Source organism: Streptomyces misionensis, from assembly GCF_900104815.1.
Lineage (GTDB): Bacteria > Actinomycetota > Actinomycetes > Streptomycetales > Streptomycetaceae > Streptomyces > Streptomyces misionensis.
Genome location: NZ_FNTD01000004.1, coordinates 7,550,379 through 7,566,321, shown reverse-complemented (window position 1 = coordinate 7,566,321; position 15,943 = coordinate 7,550,379). Strand labels below are relative to the sequence as shown.

Genomic DNA, 15,943 nt, shown 5'->3' with positions numbered 1-15,943 from the left:
CGACCCGGCGAGGATTCCGGCTGCCCGTTCACCGGTAGCCCGTCGTGTCCGCCGGCCGGCCCGCGTCCTGGACCTCCGTCAGATACCGCCAGGCGTCGGGGCGGCTGCCGTCGAGGTCGGTGAAGCCGTACTCCCGGGCGAGGCCGCCGCTGGAGAGTGACCGGCCGTTGAAGCGGGCCACGTCGGGGTCGGCGGCCAGGGCGGCGACGGCCCGGCCGGTGAAGCGCGGGGTCTCGGAGATGGCGAAGTGCGGTTCGCGGGCGAGGGCGTCGCGCCAGTTGTCCTCGCGGACGCCGAACTGGTCCAGCATCAGCTCCGAGCGCATCCAGCCGGGGGTGAGGGCGACGGCCGTGGCACCGCGCGGACCCAGTTCGTGCCCGAGGGCGAAGGCCATGCGCAGGACGGAGGCCTTGGCGAGGTCGTAGAAGAGGTTCACCCGGTAGGTGTCCCGGTTGTAGTCGGCGGTGCCGTCGGTGACCTCCACGACCAGGCCGCCGGGCCGGCGCAGCAGCAGCGGCAGCGCGAAGTGGCTGGTGACGGCGTGCGTCTCGACCGCGAGCCGGAGGAGTTTCAGGCCGTTGTCGAGGTCGTGCTCCCACACCGGGGTGTCCCACTCGAAGAGCTTCTCGCCGCCCCAGATGTCGTTGACGAGGATGTCCAGGCGGCCCTGTTCGTCCGCGATGCGCTCCACCAGGCCGCGCACGGCGGCGTGCCGGAGGTGGTCGACCGCCACGGCGATGCCGGTGCCGCCGGCCGCGGAGACGAGGTCCGCGGTGTCCTCGACGGTCTCGGGGCGGTCGTACTCGGAGCGGTGGGCGCGGGTGCTGCGTCCGGTGACGTAGACGGTCGCGCCGGCCGCGCCGAGTTCCACGGCGATGCCCCGTCCGGCGCCCCGGGTCGCGCCCGCGACCAGCGCGACCTTGCCCTCCAGCTGTTTCGACATGTCCGGCCTCTCGTGCGGTGTGTGTGCTGACGTCGCTCAGCGTCACCGAGAAACCGGACGTCTTCTGTCGGGTTTCACCGGGCGGGTTCCCGCCGGCCGGACCGCTCACCGAAGTGTGGAGCCCGCGGGAACCCGCCGCACGGGCTCAGTGCCCGCGTTTGATCCATTCCTCCAGGTGGGGCGCCTCGTCGCCGATCGTGGTGGAGTCGCCGTGGCCGGTGAGGACCTTGGTCTCGGGCGGCAGGGTGAGCAGCCGCTCGCGGATGGACTCGATGATCGTCGGGAAGTGGGAGTACGACCGTCCGGTGGCGCCGGGGCCGCCCTTGAAGAGGGTGTCGCCGGTGAAGACGGTGCCGAGCCCGGGGTCGTAGAGGCAGACCGCGCCCTGCGCGTGCCCGGGCGTGTGCAGCACGGTCAGGTCGGCGCCGGCCGCCTCGATGACCTGCCCGTCCACGAGCAGCCGGTCGGGGTCGCGGTCGGGGTGGGTCATCTTCCACAGCGGCAGGTCGTCCGGGTGCAGCCAGATGACCGCGCCGGTGCGGTCGGCGAGTTCCGGGGCCGCGTCGATGTGGTCGTTGTGGGCGTGGGTGCACACGATGGCGGTGAGCCGGCGGTCGCCGACGGCGCGGGCGATGGCGTCGGCGTCGTGGGCGGCGTCGATGACGATCGCCTCCTCGTCGTCACCGACGATCCAGACGTTGTTGTCGACGTCCCAGGTGCCGCCGTCGAGGGTGAACTGGCCGGAGGTGACGAGGCGTTCGATGCGGGCGGCCATCACAGCACCACCACCGAACGCAGCACGTCGCCCTCGTGCATCCGCTCGAACGCCTTCTCCACCTCGTCCAGTCGGATGGTCTCGGTGACGAACGCGTCGAGGGGCAGCCGGCCTTGCAGATGCAGGTCGATCAGCATCGGGAAGTCGCGGGAAGGCAGGCAGTCGCCGTACCAGCTGGACTTGAGGGAGCCGCCGCGGCCGAAGACGTCCAGCAGGGGCAGTTCGAGCTTCATCTCCGGGGTGGGGACGCCGACGAGGACGACGGTGCCGGCCAGGTCGCGGGCGTAGAAGGCCTGCTTGTAGGTCTCCGGGCGGCCGACCGCCTCGATGACGACGTCGGCGCCGAACCCGCCGGTCAGCTCGCGGACCGCCTCCACCGGGTCGGACTGCCGGGAGTTGACGGTGTGGGTGGCGCCCAGGGTGCGGGCCTTCTCCAGCTTGCGGTCGTCGATGTCCACGGCGATGATCTTCGCCGCGCCGGCCAGGTTGGCGCCCGCGATGGCCGCGTCGCCGACGCCGCCGCAGCCGATGACCGCGACCGAGTCGCCCCGGCCGACGTTGCCCGTGTTGATGGCGGCGCCGATGCCGGCCATCACCCCGCAGCCGAGGAGACCCGCGACCGCCGGGGAGACGGACGGGTCGACCTTGGTGCACTGGCCGGCGGCGACGAGGGTCTTCTCCGCGAACGCGCCGATGCCCAGGGCCGGGGACAGCTCCTGCCCGGTGGACGCGAGGGTCATCTTCTGCTTGGCGTTGTGGGTGTTGAAGCAGTACCAGGGGCGGCCGCGCAGACAGGCCCGGCAGTTGCCGCACACCGCGCGCCAGTTCAGGACGACGAAGTCACCGGGCGCCACCTCGGTGACGCCGTCGCCGACCGACTCCACCACGCCCGCGGCCTCGTGGCCGAGGAGGAAGGGGAAGTCGTCGGAGATGCCGCCCTGCTTGTAGTGCAGGTCGGTGTGGCACACGCCGCAGGCCTGGACGCGTACGACGGCCTCGCCCGGCCCCGGATCCGGCACCACGATCGTCTCGACTCGTACGGGCTCGTTCTTGCCCGGTGCGATCACGCCGCGTACTTCCTGCGCCATGGTCCGTTCCTTCCATCGATTGCTTACGGTGCAGACCCTACGCGCGTCCGACCAGGGACGGGACGGGCCACGGCGTCGACCGTTGATCTTTCCACCGGTGGGCCGCCGTACCCGCCGGACGGAGCCCGCCGCGCCCGGCCGGCGGCCGACGGTGATGGCAATCTCTTTGCGGGCCGCAGGCAATCGCCTGGTGTGTGCGCTTGCCCGGCCGTGCCTCAATGGAGGCATGCTCGCTGATGGCCGCAAGGGACGTACCGCATTCCTGTTCTCGGCCGGTGACCCGCCGCCGCCCGGGACGGGCCGTGAACTGGCGGCGGCGTTCCCTCTGTTCGCGAAGACGCTGGACGAGGTGTGCGGGCGTCTGGGCCCGTATCTGCAACTGCCGCTGAAGAGCGTGATGTTCGCGGCCCCCGGCACCCGGACGTCGGCGCTGCTGGACCGGGTGCCGTTCGCGGGCCCCGCGGTCTTCGCGCTCCAGGTGGCGCAGTACCGGCTGCTGAGCGGCTGGGGGGTGCGGCCCGATGTGCTGTTCGGGCACGCGGCCGGGCGGATGGCCGCCGCGTACGCCGCCGGGGTCTTCTCCCTTCCGGACGCCTGCCACGCGGTCGGCACGCTGGCCCGGCTGCTGGACGGCGCGGGCGGCGACGGGGCGCCGGGCGAGGTCCTCGCCGCCTACGGCCGTACGCTCGCCACGCTCCGTCCCCGCCCGCCGCGGCTGCCCCTCGTCTCCGACGTCACCGCCCGCCCGGTGGCCGCCGAGACCGCCGATCCGGGGTTCTGGCTGCCCGTGGCGCCGTCCCGGTTCGCGGACGCGGCCGCCCTGCTGCACCGGGAGGGGGTGCGTACCTGGCTGGAGCTGGGCCCGGAGGACGGCCTCATCCGCGCGCTCCCCGGCTGCCTGCCGCCGGGCACCAGCGCCGGCTCGGCCCGTGCCGTGGCGCGGGACTGGGCGGTGCTGGCGGCGGACCGGGGCGAGCACCTCGGGAGCACGCGGGCCTGACGAGGACGGTCCAGGCCGGTGGGTCAGGCCTGTACGGCCGGCAGCAGGCCCGTCACCGGTGCCACGAGGTCGGTGATCTGGTGCAGTTCGCCGAGGCGGTTCAGCTCGCTCACCTGGTTCAGGGACTTGAGCTGCTCGGAGACCTTCGGCATCCGTGCCTGCTGCTCCGCGGGCAGGTCGCCGGCGGTGACCGTGTCGAGCACGGTCATGGGGTTGAGCCGCCCGGTGTGCGCGGCGCTCGCGTCGGCCGCGTTGGCGAGGGGGGCGGCCAGGCCGGTGACCCCGGCGGCGAGGCCGAGGGCGGCGACGATACGGCGTGTTGACTTCATGTCCTCAGCAACGGCGGCGGTCCCCGGCCGGACACGGGCGGTGGCCCCCGCTCACCCGTGAGGCGGAGCCGGCCCCGTGCGCTTGCCGAGGTGGCCGGGCCGGAGGAGCCTCGTAGAGGGGCCCCTTCGGCCCGGCCGCGCGGCGGGCCGCGAGCGCCTTGAGGAGGTCACCATGGGCAGCGCCACAGGCTCCGCCTTCGACACCGAGACACTGCGCCGGGGCATCGAGGGAACCACCGGGAACTCCCTGCTGGCCCTGTACGCGGACGACGCGGAGGTCCGCATCGTCGACCACAACACCCAGCCGAGCCATCCACGGGTCCTGCACGGCCGCGGTGAGATCGCCGCGTTGCTGGACGACATCTACGGCCGCGACATGACGCACAAGCTGGACCAGTGCGTGGTCCAGGGCGATCAGGCCGCGTTCACCGAGTCCTGCCAGTACGGGGACGGCACCCGGGTCCTCGCCGAGTCCATGATCACACTGCGGGACGGGAAGATCTCCCGGCAGATCCTGATCCAGGCATGGGACGAGTAGGCAGACGGTTTGCGCGGTTCCAGGTCAGCACCCGGCTGACCTGGTCGTTCTCGGCCCGCGCGGGCCTGGGACGGGCGCGGCCCCGGCGGCGGGGGCCGGTCTTGGCGGCGAGCCTGCCGGTGTCCGCGGCCCTGCTGCGGTCGGCGCTGAGGACGCTGCGCCCGCGGGCTCCGCTGGCGCGTGCCCGGCGCCGGCGGCGGCCGTGAGCGCCTCGGTTAGTCTGTACGCGGGCCGTGACTGGCGCTGAGGTGGAGCACCACCGGGGAGCGGTCCGTGGTGGATGCCGCGCGCCTGGGCGTAAGACTCGATCCAGCTCAGGAGTGTGCCGCATGACCCAGGCCCGTCTCATGGACGGAACCGCCCTCGCCCGCCGCATCGTGGAGGACGCCGCGCGCCGGGCCGCGGAACTCACGGCGCGCACCGGCGTCGTCCCCTGTCTCGCCACCGTGCTGGTCGGCGAGGACCCGGCGTCCGTCACCTACGTCCGGATGAAGCAGAACCGCTGCCGCAAGGCCGGCATCGCCTCCCGCCACGTGGCCCTGCCCGCCACCACGACCACCGATGAACTGGTGCGCACCCTGCGGGAGTTGTCGGCGGACCCGGAGGTGCACGGCATCCTGCTCCAGCACCCGATGGGCGAACACGTCGACGAGCGGGCCGCGTTCGAGGCGATCGCGCCGGAGAAGGACGTCGACGGCGTCACCTTCGCCTCCTTCGCCACCATGAGCTTCGGTCTGCCGGGCTTCGTGTCCTGCACGCCGGGCGGCATCCTGCGGCTGCTCGACGAGTACGGCGTCGACCCCGCCGGGAAGCGGGCCGTGGTGGTGGGCCGCAGCGCGATCCTCGGCAAGCCGGTGGGCATGCTGCTGCTGGCGCGGGACGCGACGGTGACGTACTGCCACTCGCGCACCCGGGATCTGTCGGCGGCGGTGCGCGAGGCGGACATCGTCGTCGCGGCGGTCGGCCGGCCGCGGCTGATCCGGGGCCAGGACATCAAGCCCGGCGCGGTCGTGATCGACGCCGGCTACAACCCGGGCAACGTCGGCGACGTCGACTTCGACTCGGCCGTGGAGCGGGCCTCGCTGATCACCCCGGTGCCGGGCGGCGTGGGTCCGATGACCATCGCGACGCTGCTGGAGCAGACGGTCACGGCCGCGGAGACGGCCGCCGCCCGCCTCGCGACGGCCTGAGGAAGGACGGCTCGGAGCGCCGGGCGCGACGTCCCGGCGCTCAGGGACCGGTCCGGCCCGCCCCCGTCAGCCCGTCCTGGGAGAGACCCCCGCCCGCTCACCCCATGGTGAGCACCATCCGGAACCGCGCCTTCCCGGCCAGCATCTTCTGGAACGCGGCGTCGGCGTCAGCGAGCGGGGTCTTCTCCGTCATGGGGCGGATGCCGTGCAGCACGCTGAAGGCCATGGTGTCCTCCACGTCCTTGGAGGTGCCGGACGGGTGGCCGCGGACGACGCGGCCGGCCATGAGGAGCTGGGCCGGGCTGATGTCCAGGGGCGCGGTGTCGGCGCCGATGGCGACCAGTTCCCCGCGGGGGGCCAGGCCGTCCACGGTGGCCGAGATGGCCTCGGAGTTCCCCGCGGTGGCGAGGACGACCTTGGCGCCGCCCAGGGCCTGCAGCGCCTCGGCGACCGGGGTGGCGGAGGTGCTGTCGACGTAGTGGTGGGCGCCGAGCTGACGGGCGAAGTCGGCCTTCTGCGCTCCCCGGGCGATCGCCACGGTCTCGAAGCCCATCGCGACCGCGTACTGCACCCCGAGGTGTCCGAGGCCGCCGAGGCCGAGCACCGCGACCAGGTCGCCGGGCCGGCCGGGGCTGCGGCGCAGCCCGTTGAAGGTGGTCACGCCCGCGCAGGCCAGCGGCCCGGCGTCGCTCGCGGCCAGCGCCTCCGGGATCCGGGCCAGGGCGTCGACGGGTGCGATCACCTTCTCGGCGAAGCCGCCGTCGTAGGTCCAGCCCGGCACCTTCAGGTTGTCGCACACGACGAAGTCGCCCTCGCGGCAGGGCCCGCAGTGGCCGCAGCTGCCGCCGAACCAGCCCACGGCCACCCGGTCGCCGGTCTGCCAGCCGCGTTCGCGCACGCCCTCGCCCAGTTCCTCGATCCGCCCGGCGATCTCGTGCCCGGGCACGTCGGGGAACGTCACACCCGGCAGCCCGCCGCCGACGAAGAGGGCGTCGCTGTGGCAGACGCCGCACGCCTCGACGGCGATCCGCACATGGCCGGGCCCCGGCCGCGGCACCTCGCGCTCGACCAGCTCGAAGGTGCCGTTCGGGGCGGCCACTTGGGCGACTCGATAGCTACTCATGGGTCTCTCCGGAGCAAGGGTGCGGGCGACGGGCACGGGCGATGGGGGCGCGGCACGGGGTACGGCGGCCGCCCCTCCCCCAGCAGACCAGTTCCGGCCCCGCCGCGCGCGCCGAACGACCGCTCCGGGCGATCCCGCCGACGGCGGTGGATGAACGCTCAACAAACCGGAGGGCGCAGCACTCGCCGGGCCTCCGGCACGGTCATAGAGTGACCTACATCACGCCGGACCGGCTGATTCCGTCTCCTGCCCGCACGGTCTGGAGGGCGCATGACCCACATCAAGGTGAACGTCGACGGCACGACGTACGAGGACGACGTGGAGCCGCGACTGCTGCTCGTCCACTATCTGCGCGACCGCCTCGGACTGACCGGCACCCCGATCGGCTGCGACACCTCGAACTGCGGGGCGTGCACCGTGGACCTGGACGGCGCGACCGTCAAGAGCTGCTCGGTGCTGGCCGTCCAGGCGGACGGCTGCGCGGTGACGACCGTGCAGGGTCTGGCGGAGGACGGCGGGTTCACGGCGCTGCAACGCGCCTTCCACGAGCAGCACGCCCTCCAGTGCGGCTACTGCACCCCCGGCATGATCATGGCGGCGCGCGATCTGCTCCGGGAGAACCCGCACCCGACGTCCGACGAGGTGCGCCACGCCCTGGAGGGCAACCTCTGCCGCTGCACCGGCTACCAGAACATCGTCCGCGCGGTGCTCGCCGCGTCCGGACGGCAGGACGGCTCCCCAGCCGCCGACCGTGCGCGGGACACCTCCGGACAGCAGGCCACCGAGGAGGTCACGGCATGACCGATCAAGCCGTAGCGGGCGAGGTCGGCGGGGAGGTCGGCCGCGCCCGGCTGCGCAAGGAGGACGCCCGGCTGCTCACCGGCCAGACCACCTGGACCGACAACATCCAGGTCGCCGGCATGCTGCACCTGGCCATTCTGCGCAGCCCCATGGCGCACGCCCGCATCACCCGCGTGGACGTCGCCCCCGCCCTCGAACGCCCCGGTGTCATCGCGGCGTTCAGCGGCGCGGACCTCGCCGAGGGACTGGGCTCGCTGCCCTGCGCCTGGCCGGTGACCGAGGACATCGTGCTGCCCGACCATCCGCCGATCGCGGTGGAGGAGGTCCGGTACGCGGGCGACCCGGTGGCGGTCGTGGCGGCCCGCGACCGGTACGCGGCGGCCGACGCGCTGGAGGCGATCGAGGTCGACTACGACCCGCTGCCCCCGGTCCTGGACCTGGAGGCCGCGCTGGCCGAGGGCGCCCCGCTGGTCCACTCCGACAAGGGCACCAACCGCTGCTACACCTGGCCGCTGGCCGCCGGGGAGAGCTTCGCGGCGGTGCGCGCCCGCGCCGAGGTCACCCTCAGGCGCCGCTACCACCAGCAGCGGCTGATCCCCAACGCCATGGAGCCGCGCGCGGTCGTCGTCACCCCGCTCGCCGCCTCCGGCGAGTACACCGTGTACTCGGCCACCCAGATCCCGCACATCCTGCGCATCATGCTGGCCACCGTGACCGGCATCCCGGAACACAAGCTGCGGGTGATCGCCCCGGACGTGGGCGGCGGCTTCGGCTCCAAGCTCCAGGTGTACGGCGAGGAGGCGCTCGCCCTCGCGGTGGCCCGCAGGCTGGGGCGGCCGGTGAAGTGGACCGAGTCCCGCTCGGAGGGCTATCTCGCCACCCACCACGGCCGGGGCATGATCCAGGACATCGAGGTCGCCGCCACCCGCGAGGGCCGGCTGCTCGGCCTCAAGGTGGACCTCATCGCGGACATGGGCGCCTATCTGATGCTGGTCACGCCCGGCATCCCGATCCTGGGCGCGTTCATGTACCCGGCGATCTACAAGATGGACGCCTACGAGTTCGGGTGCACGGGCGTCTTCACCACCCGCACCCCCACCGACGCCTACCGCGGCGCCGGCCGCCCGGAGGCCACGTTCGCCATCGAGCGGATCATGGACGAGCTGGCGGCGGAGCTGGGCCTGGACCCGGTGGAGGTACGGCGCCGCAACTGGATCCGGCACGAGGAGTTCCCCTACACCACGATCGCCGGACTGACCTACGACAGCGGCGACTACGAGGCGGCCACCGACAAGGCGCTCGCCCTGTTCGGCTACGACGACCTGCGCGCCGAGCAGCGCGCGCGCAACGAGCGCGGCGACCCCGTACGCCTGGGCATCGGCGTGTCCACGTTCACCGAGATGTGCGGCCTGGCGCCGAGCCGGGTGCTGCGCGACCTGAGGTACGGGGCCGGCGGCTGGGAGGCGGCGAGCATCCGGATGCTGCCCACCGGCAAGGTCGAGGTGGTCACCGGCACCAGCCCGCACGGCCAGGGCCACGAGACCTGCTGGAGCCAGATCGCGGCGGACGTGCTCGGCGTGCCGTTCGAGGACGTCGAGGTGCTGCACGGCGACACGAAGTCGTCCCCGCAGGGCATGGACACCTACGGCTCGCGGTCGCTGGCCGTCGGCGGCGAGGCCGTGCACCGGGCGGCCACCACGGTGGTGGAGAAGGCCCGCAAGGTGGCGGCGCACCTGCTGGAGGCGAGCGAGCAGGACCTGGAGTTCCGGGACGGCGTGTTCTCCGTGAAGGGCTCCCCCGAGGCCCGCAGGTCCATCCAGGAGATCGCCTTCGAGGCGTTCACCAACCACGACCTGCCCGACGGCGTGGAGCCGTCCATCAACGCCGAGCACGTGGTCGACCCGGAGAACTTCTCCTTCCCGCACGGCACCCATCTGTGCGCGGTCGAAGTCGACACGGAGACCGGGCAGACGCGGATCAGGTCGTACGTCTGCGTGGACGACGTCGGCCGGGTGGTGAACCCGGTGATCGTGGAGGGGCAGGTGCACGGCGGGCTCGCGCAGGGCATCGCGCAGGCGCTGTACGAGGAGGCGGTCTACGACGACGAGGGCAACCTGGTCTCCGGCAGCATGGCCGACTACCCCGTGCCGTCGGCCGTCGACCTGCCGGACTTCGTGACCGACCGGACCGAGACCCCCGCGACGTCCAACGCCCTCGGGGTCAAGGGCGTCGGCGAGGCCGGGACGATCGCCTCGACGCCCGCCGTGGTCAACGCCGTCGTGGACGCGCTGCGCCCGCTCGGCGTGACCGACGTACGGATGCCCTGCACACCCGAGCGGGTGTGGCGCGCGGTGAGGGAGGCGACGGCATGATTCCCCCGGCATTCGAGTACGCCCGCCCGCAGTCCGTCGAGGAGGCGGTACGGCTGCTCGGCGAGGCGGGTGACGAGGCGAAGGTGCTGGCCGGCGGGCAGAGCCTGCTGCCGCTGCTGCGGCTGCGGCTCGCCTTCCCCGAACTCGTCGTGGACGTGGGGCGCATTCCCGCGCTGCGCGGGGTGCGCGAGGACGGCGACACCCTGGTCATCGGCGCGCTCACCACCCACCACGACGTCATCCGCGACCCGCTGGTGCGCCGCCACGCCGGGCTGCTCGCGGCCGCCACCGCCACCGTCGCCGACCCTGCGGTACGGCACCGGGGCACGCTCGGCGGCTCGCTGGCGCACGCCGACGCGGCCGGCGACCTGCCCGCGGTCGTCCTGGCGCTGGACGGCGAGCTGGTCGCCGCCGGTCCGAACGGCCGACGCACCGTCCCGGCCCGGGAGTTCTTCGTCGACTACCTGCAATCCGCCCTCTCTCCCGACGAGTTGCTCGTCGAGGTGCGGGTGCCGAAGACGGACGGCTGGGGCTTCCACTACGAGAAGTTCCACCCGGTGGCGCAGGCCTGGGCGATCGTCGGGGTCGCGGCGCTGGTGCGGCGGGAGGACGGGCGGATCGCCGAGGCACGCGTGGGGCTGACCAACATGGGCGCGACCCCGCTGCGGGCATCCGCCGCGGAGGCGGCGCTGGCCGGCGCCGACGGGCCGGGCCCGGTGGCGCGGGCGGCCGGGGCCGCGGCCGAGGGCACCCGGCCCGGTCAGGACGCGTCGGCCTCCCCCGAGTACCGCGCGCACCTCGCCCGGGTCCTGACCGAGCGGGCGGTGCTGACCGCCGCCGGGATGAGGTGAGCGCCGATCATCCGGATGGACGACCCAGAGCAGGTGCGGGCCCGCCTGGAGGAAACGGGATACCTCGTGGACGACGGGCTGGCCGTCACCTGTTACCTGGCGCTGAGGCTGCACCGGCCGCTGTTCTGCGAGGGCGACGCGGGCGTCGGCAAGACCGCGCTCGCCTCCGCCCTCGCCGAGGCGCTCGGCGCCCCGCTGATCCGGCTCCAGTGCCACGAGGGCATCGACGCGTCCCAGGCCCTGTACGACTGGGACTTCCCGCGCCAGCTGCTGCACCTGCGGGCGGCGGAGGCGGCGGGCGTCAGGGACGCGGACCGGCTGGAGAGCGAGCTGTACGACCGGCGGTTCCTCATCGCCCGCCCGCTGCTCCAGGCGTTGCAGACCGAGCCGTCGGTCCTGCTGGTGGACGAGATCGACCGCGCCGACGACGAGTTCGAGGCCTTCCTGCTGGAACTCCTGTCCGAGTACGCGGTGACGATCCCCGAACTGGGCACGCTGCGGGCCGAGGTGCCGCCGGTGGTCGTGCTCACCTCCAACCGCACCCGCGAGGTGCACGACGCGCTCAAGCGGCGGTGTCTGTACCACTGGTTCGACCACCCCGGCTTCGCCCGTGAACTCGCCATCGTGCGCCGCCGGCTGCCCGGGGTGTCGGCCCGTCTCGCCGAACAGGTGACGGCCCTCGTCCAGGCCCTGCGCGAGGCGGACCTGGTGAAACCGCCGGGCGTCGCGGAGACCATCGACTGGGCCGAGGCCCTGGCGGCGCTGGGCGCCACCGAGACCGACGCGGAACTCGCCGTCACCACCCTGGGTTCCGTCCTCAAGTACCGCGAGGACATGGACCGCGCCCGGGGCCTGGACCTGACCGCGGTGCTGGCGGCGCGGGGGGTGTGAGCGATGGACACGTCCCCGGCCGCCTGGTCCTCCCCGCCGGGTCCGGCGGCGGCCGACGCCGTGCTGCTCGGGTTCGTGCGGGCGCTGCGGGCCTCGGGGGTCGAGGCGAGTGCCGAGCGGGGGTACGCGTTCCTGCGGGCGGTCACCGTGCTGCGGCCGGGGGTGCGGGCGGACGTGTACGCGGCGGGACGGGCCACGCTGTGCGGCGGTCCGGACGACCTGGAGCGCTACGAAAGGGTGTTCGCCGCCTATTTCGGGAGCGCCGACGGGCCCGCCGCCCGGCCCGTGCCGCGCACCGCTCCCCCGCCCCGGCCCCGGCCACGCGTCCGGGTCGGGCTCGCCGGCGACCGTTCCACCGGCGAGCGCGACCCGCTGGGCCCGCCCACCGCCACGCTCGCCAGCTCCACCGAGGTGCTGCGGCACCGTGACGTCGCCGCCCTGGACGACGCCGAGCGCGCCCAACTCCACCGGCTGCTGGCCGCGTTCGCGCTGCGGGGCGAGACCCGCCGGTCGGCCCGGCGGCGGCCGGCCCGGCGCGGGGACGTCGATCCGCGCCGGACCGTGCGCGAGCTGCTGCGGCGCGGCGGGGAACCGGCCCGGCTGCGCCGGCACGCCCGGGTCGACCGGCCGCGCCGGGTGGTGCTGCTGGTGGACGTGAGCGGTTCGATGGCACCGTACGCGGACGCGCTGCTGCGGTTCGCGCACGCGGCCGTGCGCGGGGGCCGCACGGAGGTGTTCACGGTCGGCACCCGGCTGACCCGGGTGACCCGCGAACTGTCCCACCGCGACCCGGACCTGGCGATGGCGGCGGTCGCGGCGGCCGTGCCCGACTGGCGCGGCGGCACCCGGCTCGGCGAGCTGCTGCGCGAGTTCCTGAACCGCTGGGGGCAGCGGGGCATGGCGCGCGGCGCGGTCGTGGTGCTGCTCTCCGACGGCTGGGAGCGCGACGATCCCCGGCTGCTCGGCGCCCAGATGCGCCGGCTGCACGCGCTGGCGCACCGGGTGGTGTGGGCCAACCCCCGCAAGGAGCGGCCGGGTTACGCGCCGACGGCGGCGGGGATGGCGGCGGCCCTGCCGAGCGTGGACGAGTTCGTGGCGGGGCACAGCCTGGCGGCGCTGGAGCGGCTCGCGGCGGTGGTGCGCGGGGCGCGGTCCGGCGCGGTGGCGGGGGTGGAGCGTTGATTCCCGGATGGGCAAGGAGCAAGTGATGGAGCTGCACCACGAGTTCACCGTTCCGGTGCCGGTCGAGGAGGCCTGGCCCGTGCTGCTGGACATCGAGCGGGTCGCGCCGTGTCTGCCGGGCGCGGTCGTGGAGGAGTACGACGGCAAGACCGTGACCGGCTCGGTGAAGGTCAAGGTCGGCCCGGTCACGGTGACCTATCGCGGCACCGCGGTGTTCGAGGAGCAGGACGCGGCGGCGCACCGGATGGTGCTGGTCGCGAACGGCCGGGAGACGCGCGGGCAGGGCACGGCCAGGGCGACGGTCACCGGCACGCTGAGTGAGCGGGACGGTGGTACGGCGGTGTCCGTGCGCACCGACCTCACGGTGACCGGGCGCCCGGCGCAGTTCGGGCGCGGGGTGCTGGCGGAGGTGGGCGACCGGCTGGTGAGCCGGTTCGCCGACTGTCTGGCGGCGCGGCTGGCCGAGCGGCCGGAGCCCGCCGAGGAGGCGGCCGCGTCCGAGCCCCCGCGGGCCGAACCCCGGGAGGCGGAAGAACCTCCGCCGCTCGATCTGCTGCGCACCGCGGGCGGGCCGGTGGCCAGGCGTGCGGCGCCGGTGGCGGCCGCCGTCGCGGCGCTGGTGCTGGTGGTGCTGCGCCTGCGGCGGCGGGGAAGGGCCGCAGGCGGCGCCGGTGAGTCCGGGCGGAGGCCGACCCGGCGCGTCACCCGGGGTCGCCGGCCACCCTGGCGTGCAGATGCTGGTCGTGCCAGCCGTCGGCGTGCAGCAGGGCGCCGCGCATGGTGCCCTCGAAGGTGAAGCCGGCCTTCTCGGCGACCCGGCAGGAGGCGGGGTTCGCGGTGGAGTGGCACAGCCGGACCCGGTGCAGGCCGAGGTCGCGCAGGGCCCAGTGGGTGAGCCGCCGGGTCGCGGCGACGGCGAGGCCGGCGCCGCGCGCCTCGGGGAGCAGCCAGTAGACGAGTTCGGCGGCGCCGCCGGCGAGGTCGACGCCGTTGAGTCCGATCAGCCCGATCGGGGTGCCGCCGCTCCTGGCGACGGCCCAGACGGCACCGGACTCGGCCCGCCAGCGCTCGCGCATCCGGGCGATCCGCCGCCGGGCGTCGTCCTCGTCGGCCACGGCGAACAGGTTCCACTGCCGGATCGCCGGGTCCTGCGCCGCGGCGAGCAGCGCGGCGGCGTCGGCCGGGCGCCAGGGCCGCAGCTGCACGCCGTCCGCGAGGCCGAGGACGGGCTGGTCGCCGCCGGCCATGCGGCCCGGCGGCACCACGTCGGGTATCCCTGAGCTGGAGATCATCCGGTGATGATCGCACGGTGGTGTCAGCGCGGCGGCAGCCGGTGCAGCGTCACCTCGGTGAGCGTTCCGTCGTGCGCCTCGGCCGTCAGATAGGTGCGGTAGGGCTCGCGGCGGCGGTCGGTCGGGGAGCCCGGGTTGAGCAGCCGCAGACCACCGGGGGCCGTGCTGTCCCAGGGGATGTGGCTGTGCCCGAAGACCAGCACGTCGAGGTCGGGGAACCGCGCGGCGCAACGGGCCTCGCGCCCCTGGGCGGGCCCGGTCTCGTGCACGACCCCGAAGCGCAGCCCGGCCAGCTCGGCGTACGCCACCTCGGGCAGCCGCGCCCGCAGCTCGGGCCCGTCGTTGTTGCCGTACACCGCGACCAGCCGGCGGCTGCGGCTCTCCAGAAGCTCGAGCGTGGCGGTGTCCACCCAGTCCCCGGCATGGAACACGACGTCGGCCCGCGGGAGTTCGGCCAGCAGTTCGCCGGGCAGTTCCTTGGCGCGCTTGGGCAGGTGCGTGTCGGACATGAGCAGCAGGCGCATCTCCTCAGCCTAGGTTCTCCCCGGTTCGCGACCGGTCCCGGACACGGCCACCGGGTCCGGGACCACCAGGCGGTGGCGAGGCCGTTTCCGGGGTCAGTGGAACCGGGTGGTGTACAGGCGGGCCTTGTAGATCTGGGCGCCGGCGCGGGTGCGGTCGCCGCCCGCGGAGAAGTGCACGGTGGGGCCGCCCCAGACGGAGTCGTCCCCGTCGGGGTCGGTGGTCCACATGCTCTGCCCGCCTTCGTGGCGCACATAGGACTTCGGGTACGGCATCGAGACCAGCGTGGTGAGCGCGCGGGTCTTCTTGTCGAGGGAGTAGACGTGGTGGCTGTCGGCGACCAGCAGGGTGCCCGGCCGGCCGTAGTCGGGCTGGAGGTCGTGGCCGTTGCCGGCGATGGCGATGTCCGGCCCCTGCTTGACCAGCCGGGCGGCACGCATGGTTCCGGTGACGCGGTAGCTGCGGACGACGGTGCCGCCGGTCACCCACAGCAGTCCGTTCTGGTCGTCCCACAGCACGGCGTGGGCCTTGGTGAACTCCAGCGTCTGCACCTCCTTCAGGGTGGCCGGGTCGCTGCTGGACGGCCCGAAGACGTGCAGCCGGTCCCGTGATCCGGCGACCACGACGGTGCCGGTCCCGGGCACCCGCTCGACGCAGTGCGGATAACTGGTGATGCGCGCCGACCACAACACGTCGGCGCGGGTGAGGTGCGCCTTGCCGGTCACGTTGACGATCGCGGCCCGGCCCTCGCCGGGTCTGCCGAAGGTCATCAGCGCGATCATGCCGTAGCGCTGGGTGTCCCGGAAGCGGATCTCGAAGGGGTGGTCCCAGCCGGGCGCGTTGCCCGTGCTGAAGCTCCACCGGACGTTGGCGTCGGTCCACTGGGCGGTCCGGTCGAAGAGCAGGATCCGACCGGAGTGCTGCTCGGTGATCGCCACCTTGTAGGTCGCCGCCGCGGCGGCGGCGGACGTGTCGGAAGAGGTGTCCATCTGACGTGCTCCTGGTCCGTGACGGTGGGTGAGGCCGGGCGCCGGACCGGAAGTCAC

Annotated in this window: 16 protein-coding genes, 1 pseudogene and 1 riboswitch; of the genes and pseudogenes, 9 read left to right on the top strand and 8 right to left on the bottom strand. The window is 74.0% G+C overall.

Features of this window, described 5'->3' with window-relative positions; all coding sequences use genetic code 11:
* Positions 1–28: 28 nt before the first annotated feature.
* The 3 genes from BLW85_RS35210 to BLW85_RS35200 form a co-directional block, all read right to left on the bottom strand.
* Complete coding sequence (locus BLW85_RS35210) at positions 29–943, bottom strand: SDR family oxidoreductase (RefSeq protein ID WP_070023342.1); 915 nt, start codon at positions 941–943, stop codon at positions 29–31.
* A 145-nt stretch (positions 944–1,088) separates the two neighbouring features.
* Positions 1,089–1,718, bottom strand: a complete 630-nt coding sequence (locus tag BLW85_RS35205; protein WP_074995386.1) for an MBL fold metallo-hydrolase — start codon at positions 1,716–1,718, stop codon at positions 1,089–1,091.
* Complete coding sequence (locus BLW85_RS35200) at positions 1,718–2,806, bottom strand: S-(hydroxymethyl)mycothiol dehydrogenase (RefSeq protein ID WP_070023340.1); 1,089 nt, start codon at positions 2,804–2,806, stop codon at positions 1,718–1,720. The genes BLW85_RS35205 and BLW85_RS35200 overlap by 1 nt, the downstream gene beginning before the upstream one ends.
* A gap of 226 nt (positions 2,807–3,032) precedes the next feature.
* Between BLW85_RS35200 and BLW85_RS35195 the strand changes: the two genes are divergently transcribed.
* A complete protein-coding gene (locus tag BLW85_RS35195; protein WP_074995384.1) occupies positions 3,033–3,806 on the top strand; it encodes an acyltransferase domain-containing protein in 774 nt (257 codons plus the stop codon).
* Positions 3,807–3,829: 23 nt separating this feature from the next.
* Here the strand turns inward: BLW85_RS35195 and BLW85_RS35190 are convergent, their stop codons facing one another.
* Positions 3,830–4,135 (bottom strand): hypothetical protein, encoded by a 306-nt coding sequence (locus BLW85_RS35190; RefSeq protein ID WP_070023338.1) that lies wholly within the window; start codon positions 4,133–4,135, stop codon positions 3,830–3,832.
* A 172-nt stretch (positions 4,136–4,307) separates the two neighbouring features.
* Here BLW85_RS35190 and BLW85_RS35185 point away from each other — a divergent pair, with 172 nt between their 5' ends.
* Positions 4,308–4,673 (top strand): nuclear transport factor 2 family protein, encoded by a 366-nt coding sequence (locus BLW85_RS35185; protein WP_074995381.1) that lies wholly within the window; start codon positions 4,308–4,310, stop codon positions 4,671–4,673.
* A gap of 223 nt (positions 4,674–4,896) precedes the next feature.
* Positions 4,897–4,977, top strand: a riboswitch (ZMP/ZTP riboswitch).
* A 25-nt stretch (positions 4,978–5,002) separates the two neighbouring features.
* A complete protein-coding gene (locus BLW85_RS35180; RefSeq protein ID WP_074995379.1) occupies positions 5,003–5,863 on the top strand; it encodes a bifunctional 5,10-methylenetetrahydrofolate dehydrogenase/5,10-methenyltetrahydrofolate cyclohydrolase in 861 nt (286 codons plus the stop codon).
* Between the two features lie 97 nt (positions 5,864–5,960).
* On the opposite strand, the gene BLW85_RS35175 is transcribed toward BLW85_RS35180, so the two are convergent.
* Positions 5,961–6,986, bottom strand: coding sequence for an alcohol dehydrogenase (locus tag BLW85_RS35175; RefSeq protein ID WP_070023335.1), 1,026 nt, complete (start codon positions 6,984–6,986; stop codon positions 5,961–5,963).
* A 270-nt stretch (positions 6,987–7,256) separates the two neighbouring features.
* Here BLW85_RS35175 and BLW85_RS35170 point away from each other — a divergent pair, with 270 nt between their 5' ends.
* The 6 genes and pseudogenes from BLW85_RS35170 to BLW85_RS35145 form a co-directional block, all read left to right on the top strand.
* Positions 7,257–7,787, top strand: coding sequence for a (2Fe-2S)-binding protein (locus tag BLW85_RS35170; RefSeq protein ID WP_074995377.1), 531 nt, complete (start codon positions 7,257–7,259; stop codon positions 7,785–7,787).
* Positions 7,784–10,159, top strand: coding sequence for a xanthine dehydrogenase family protein molybdopterin-binding subunit (locus BLW85_RS35165; protein ID WP_074995375.1), 2,376 nt, complete (start codon positions 7,784–7,786; stop codon positions 10,157–10,159). The genes BLW85_RS35170 and BLW85_RS35165 overlap by 4 nt, the downstream gene beginning before the upstream one ends.
* A complete protein-coding gene (locus BLW85_RS35160; RefSeq protein ID WP_074996329.1) occupies positions 10,156–11,010 on the top strand; it encodes an FAD binding domain-containing protein in 855 nt (284 codons plus the stop codon). The genes BLW85_RS35165 and BLW85_RS35160 overlap by 4 nt, the downstream gene beginning before the upstream one ends.
* A 15-nt stretch (positions 11,011–11,025) precedes the next feature.
* The gene (locus tag BLW85_RS35155; RefSeq protein ID WP_074995372.1) at positions 11,026–11,901 is read left to right on the top strand and encodes an AAA family ATPase; all 876 of its coding nucleotides are present in this window, start codon (positions 11,026–11,028) and stop codon (positions 11,899–11,901) included.
* A gap of 3 nt (positions 11,902–11,904) precedes the next feature.
* A complete protein-coding gene (locus tag BLW85_RS35150) occupies positions 11,905–13,083 on the top strand; it encodes a vWA domain-containing protein (protein WP_074995369.1) in 1,179 nt (392 codons plus the stop codon).
* Positions 13,084–13,108: 25 nt separating this feature from the next.
* Positions 13,109–13,732, top strand: a pseudogene (locus BLW85_RS35145) (SRPBCC family protein); the annotation flags it as partial.
* A 52-nt stretch (positions 13,733–13,784) separates the two neighbouring features.
* Here BLW85_RS35145 and BLW85_RS35140 read toward each other — a convergent pair.
* The 3 genes from BLW85_RS35140 to BLW85_RS35130 all read right to left on the bottom strand — a co-directional run bounded on the left by BLW85_RS35140 (position 13,785) and on the right by BLW85_RS35130 (position 15,886).
* A complete protein-coding gene (locus BLW85_RS35140) occupies positions 13,785–14,375 on the bottom strand; it encodes a GNAT family N-acetyltransferase (RefSeq protein ID WP_070023329.1) in 591 nt (196 codons plus the stop codon).
* 23 nt (positions 14,376–14,398) lie between these two features.
* Positions 14,399–14,899 carry a metallophosphoesterase family protein gene (locus BLW85_RS35135; RefSeq protein ID WP_074995367.1) on the bottom strand — a complete coding sequence of 167 codons (501 nt, stop codon included), beginning with the start codon at positions 14,897–14,899 and terminating at the stop codon, positions 14,399–14,401.
* 93 nt (positions 14,900–14,992) lie between these two features.
* On the bottom strand, positions 14,993–15,886 hold the full coding sequence (locus tag BLW85_RS35130; RefSeq protein ID WP_070023327.1) for a hypothetical protein: 894 nt from the start codon (positions 15,884–15,886) through the stop codon (positions 14,993–14,995).
* Positions 15,887–15,943: the final 57 nt, after the last annotated feature.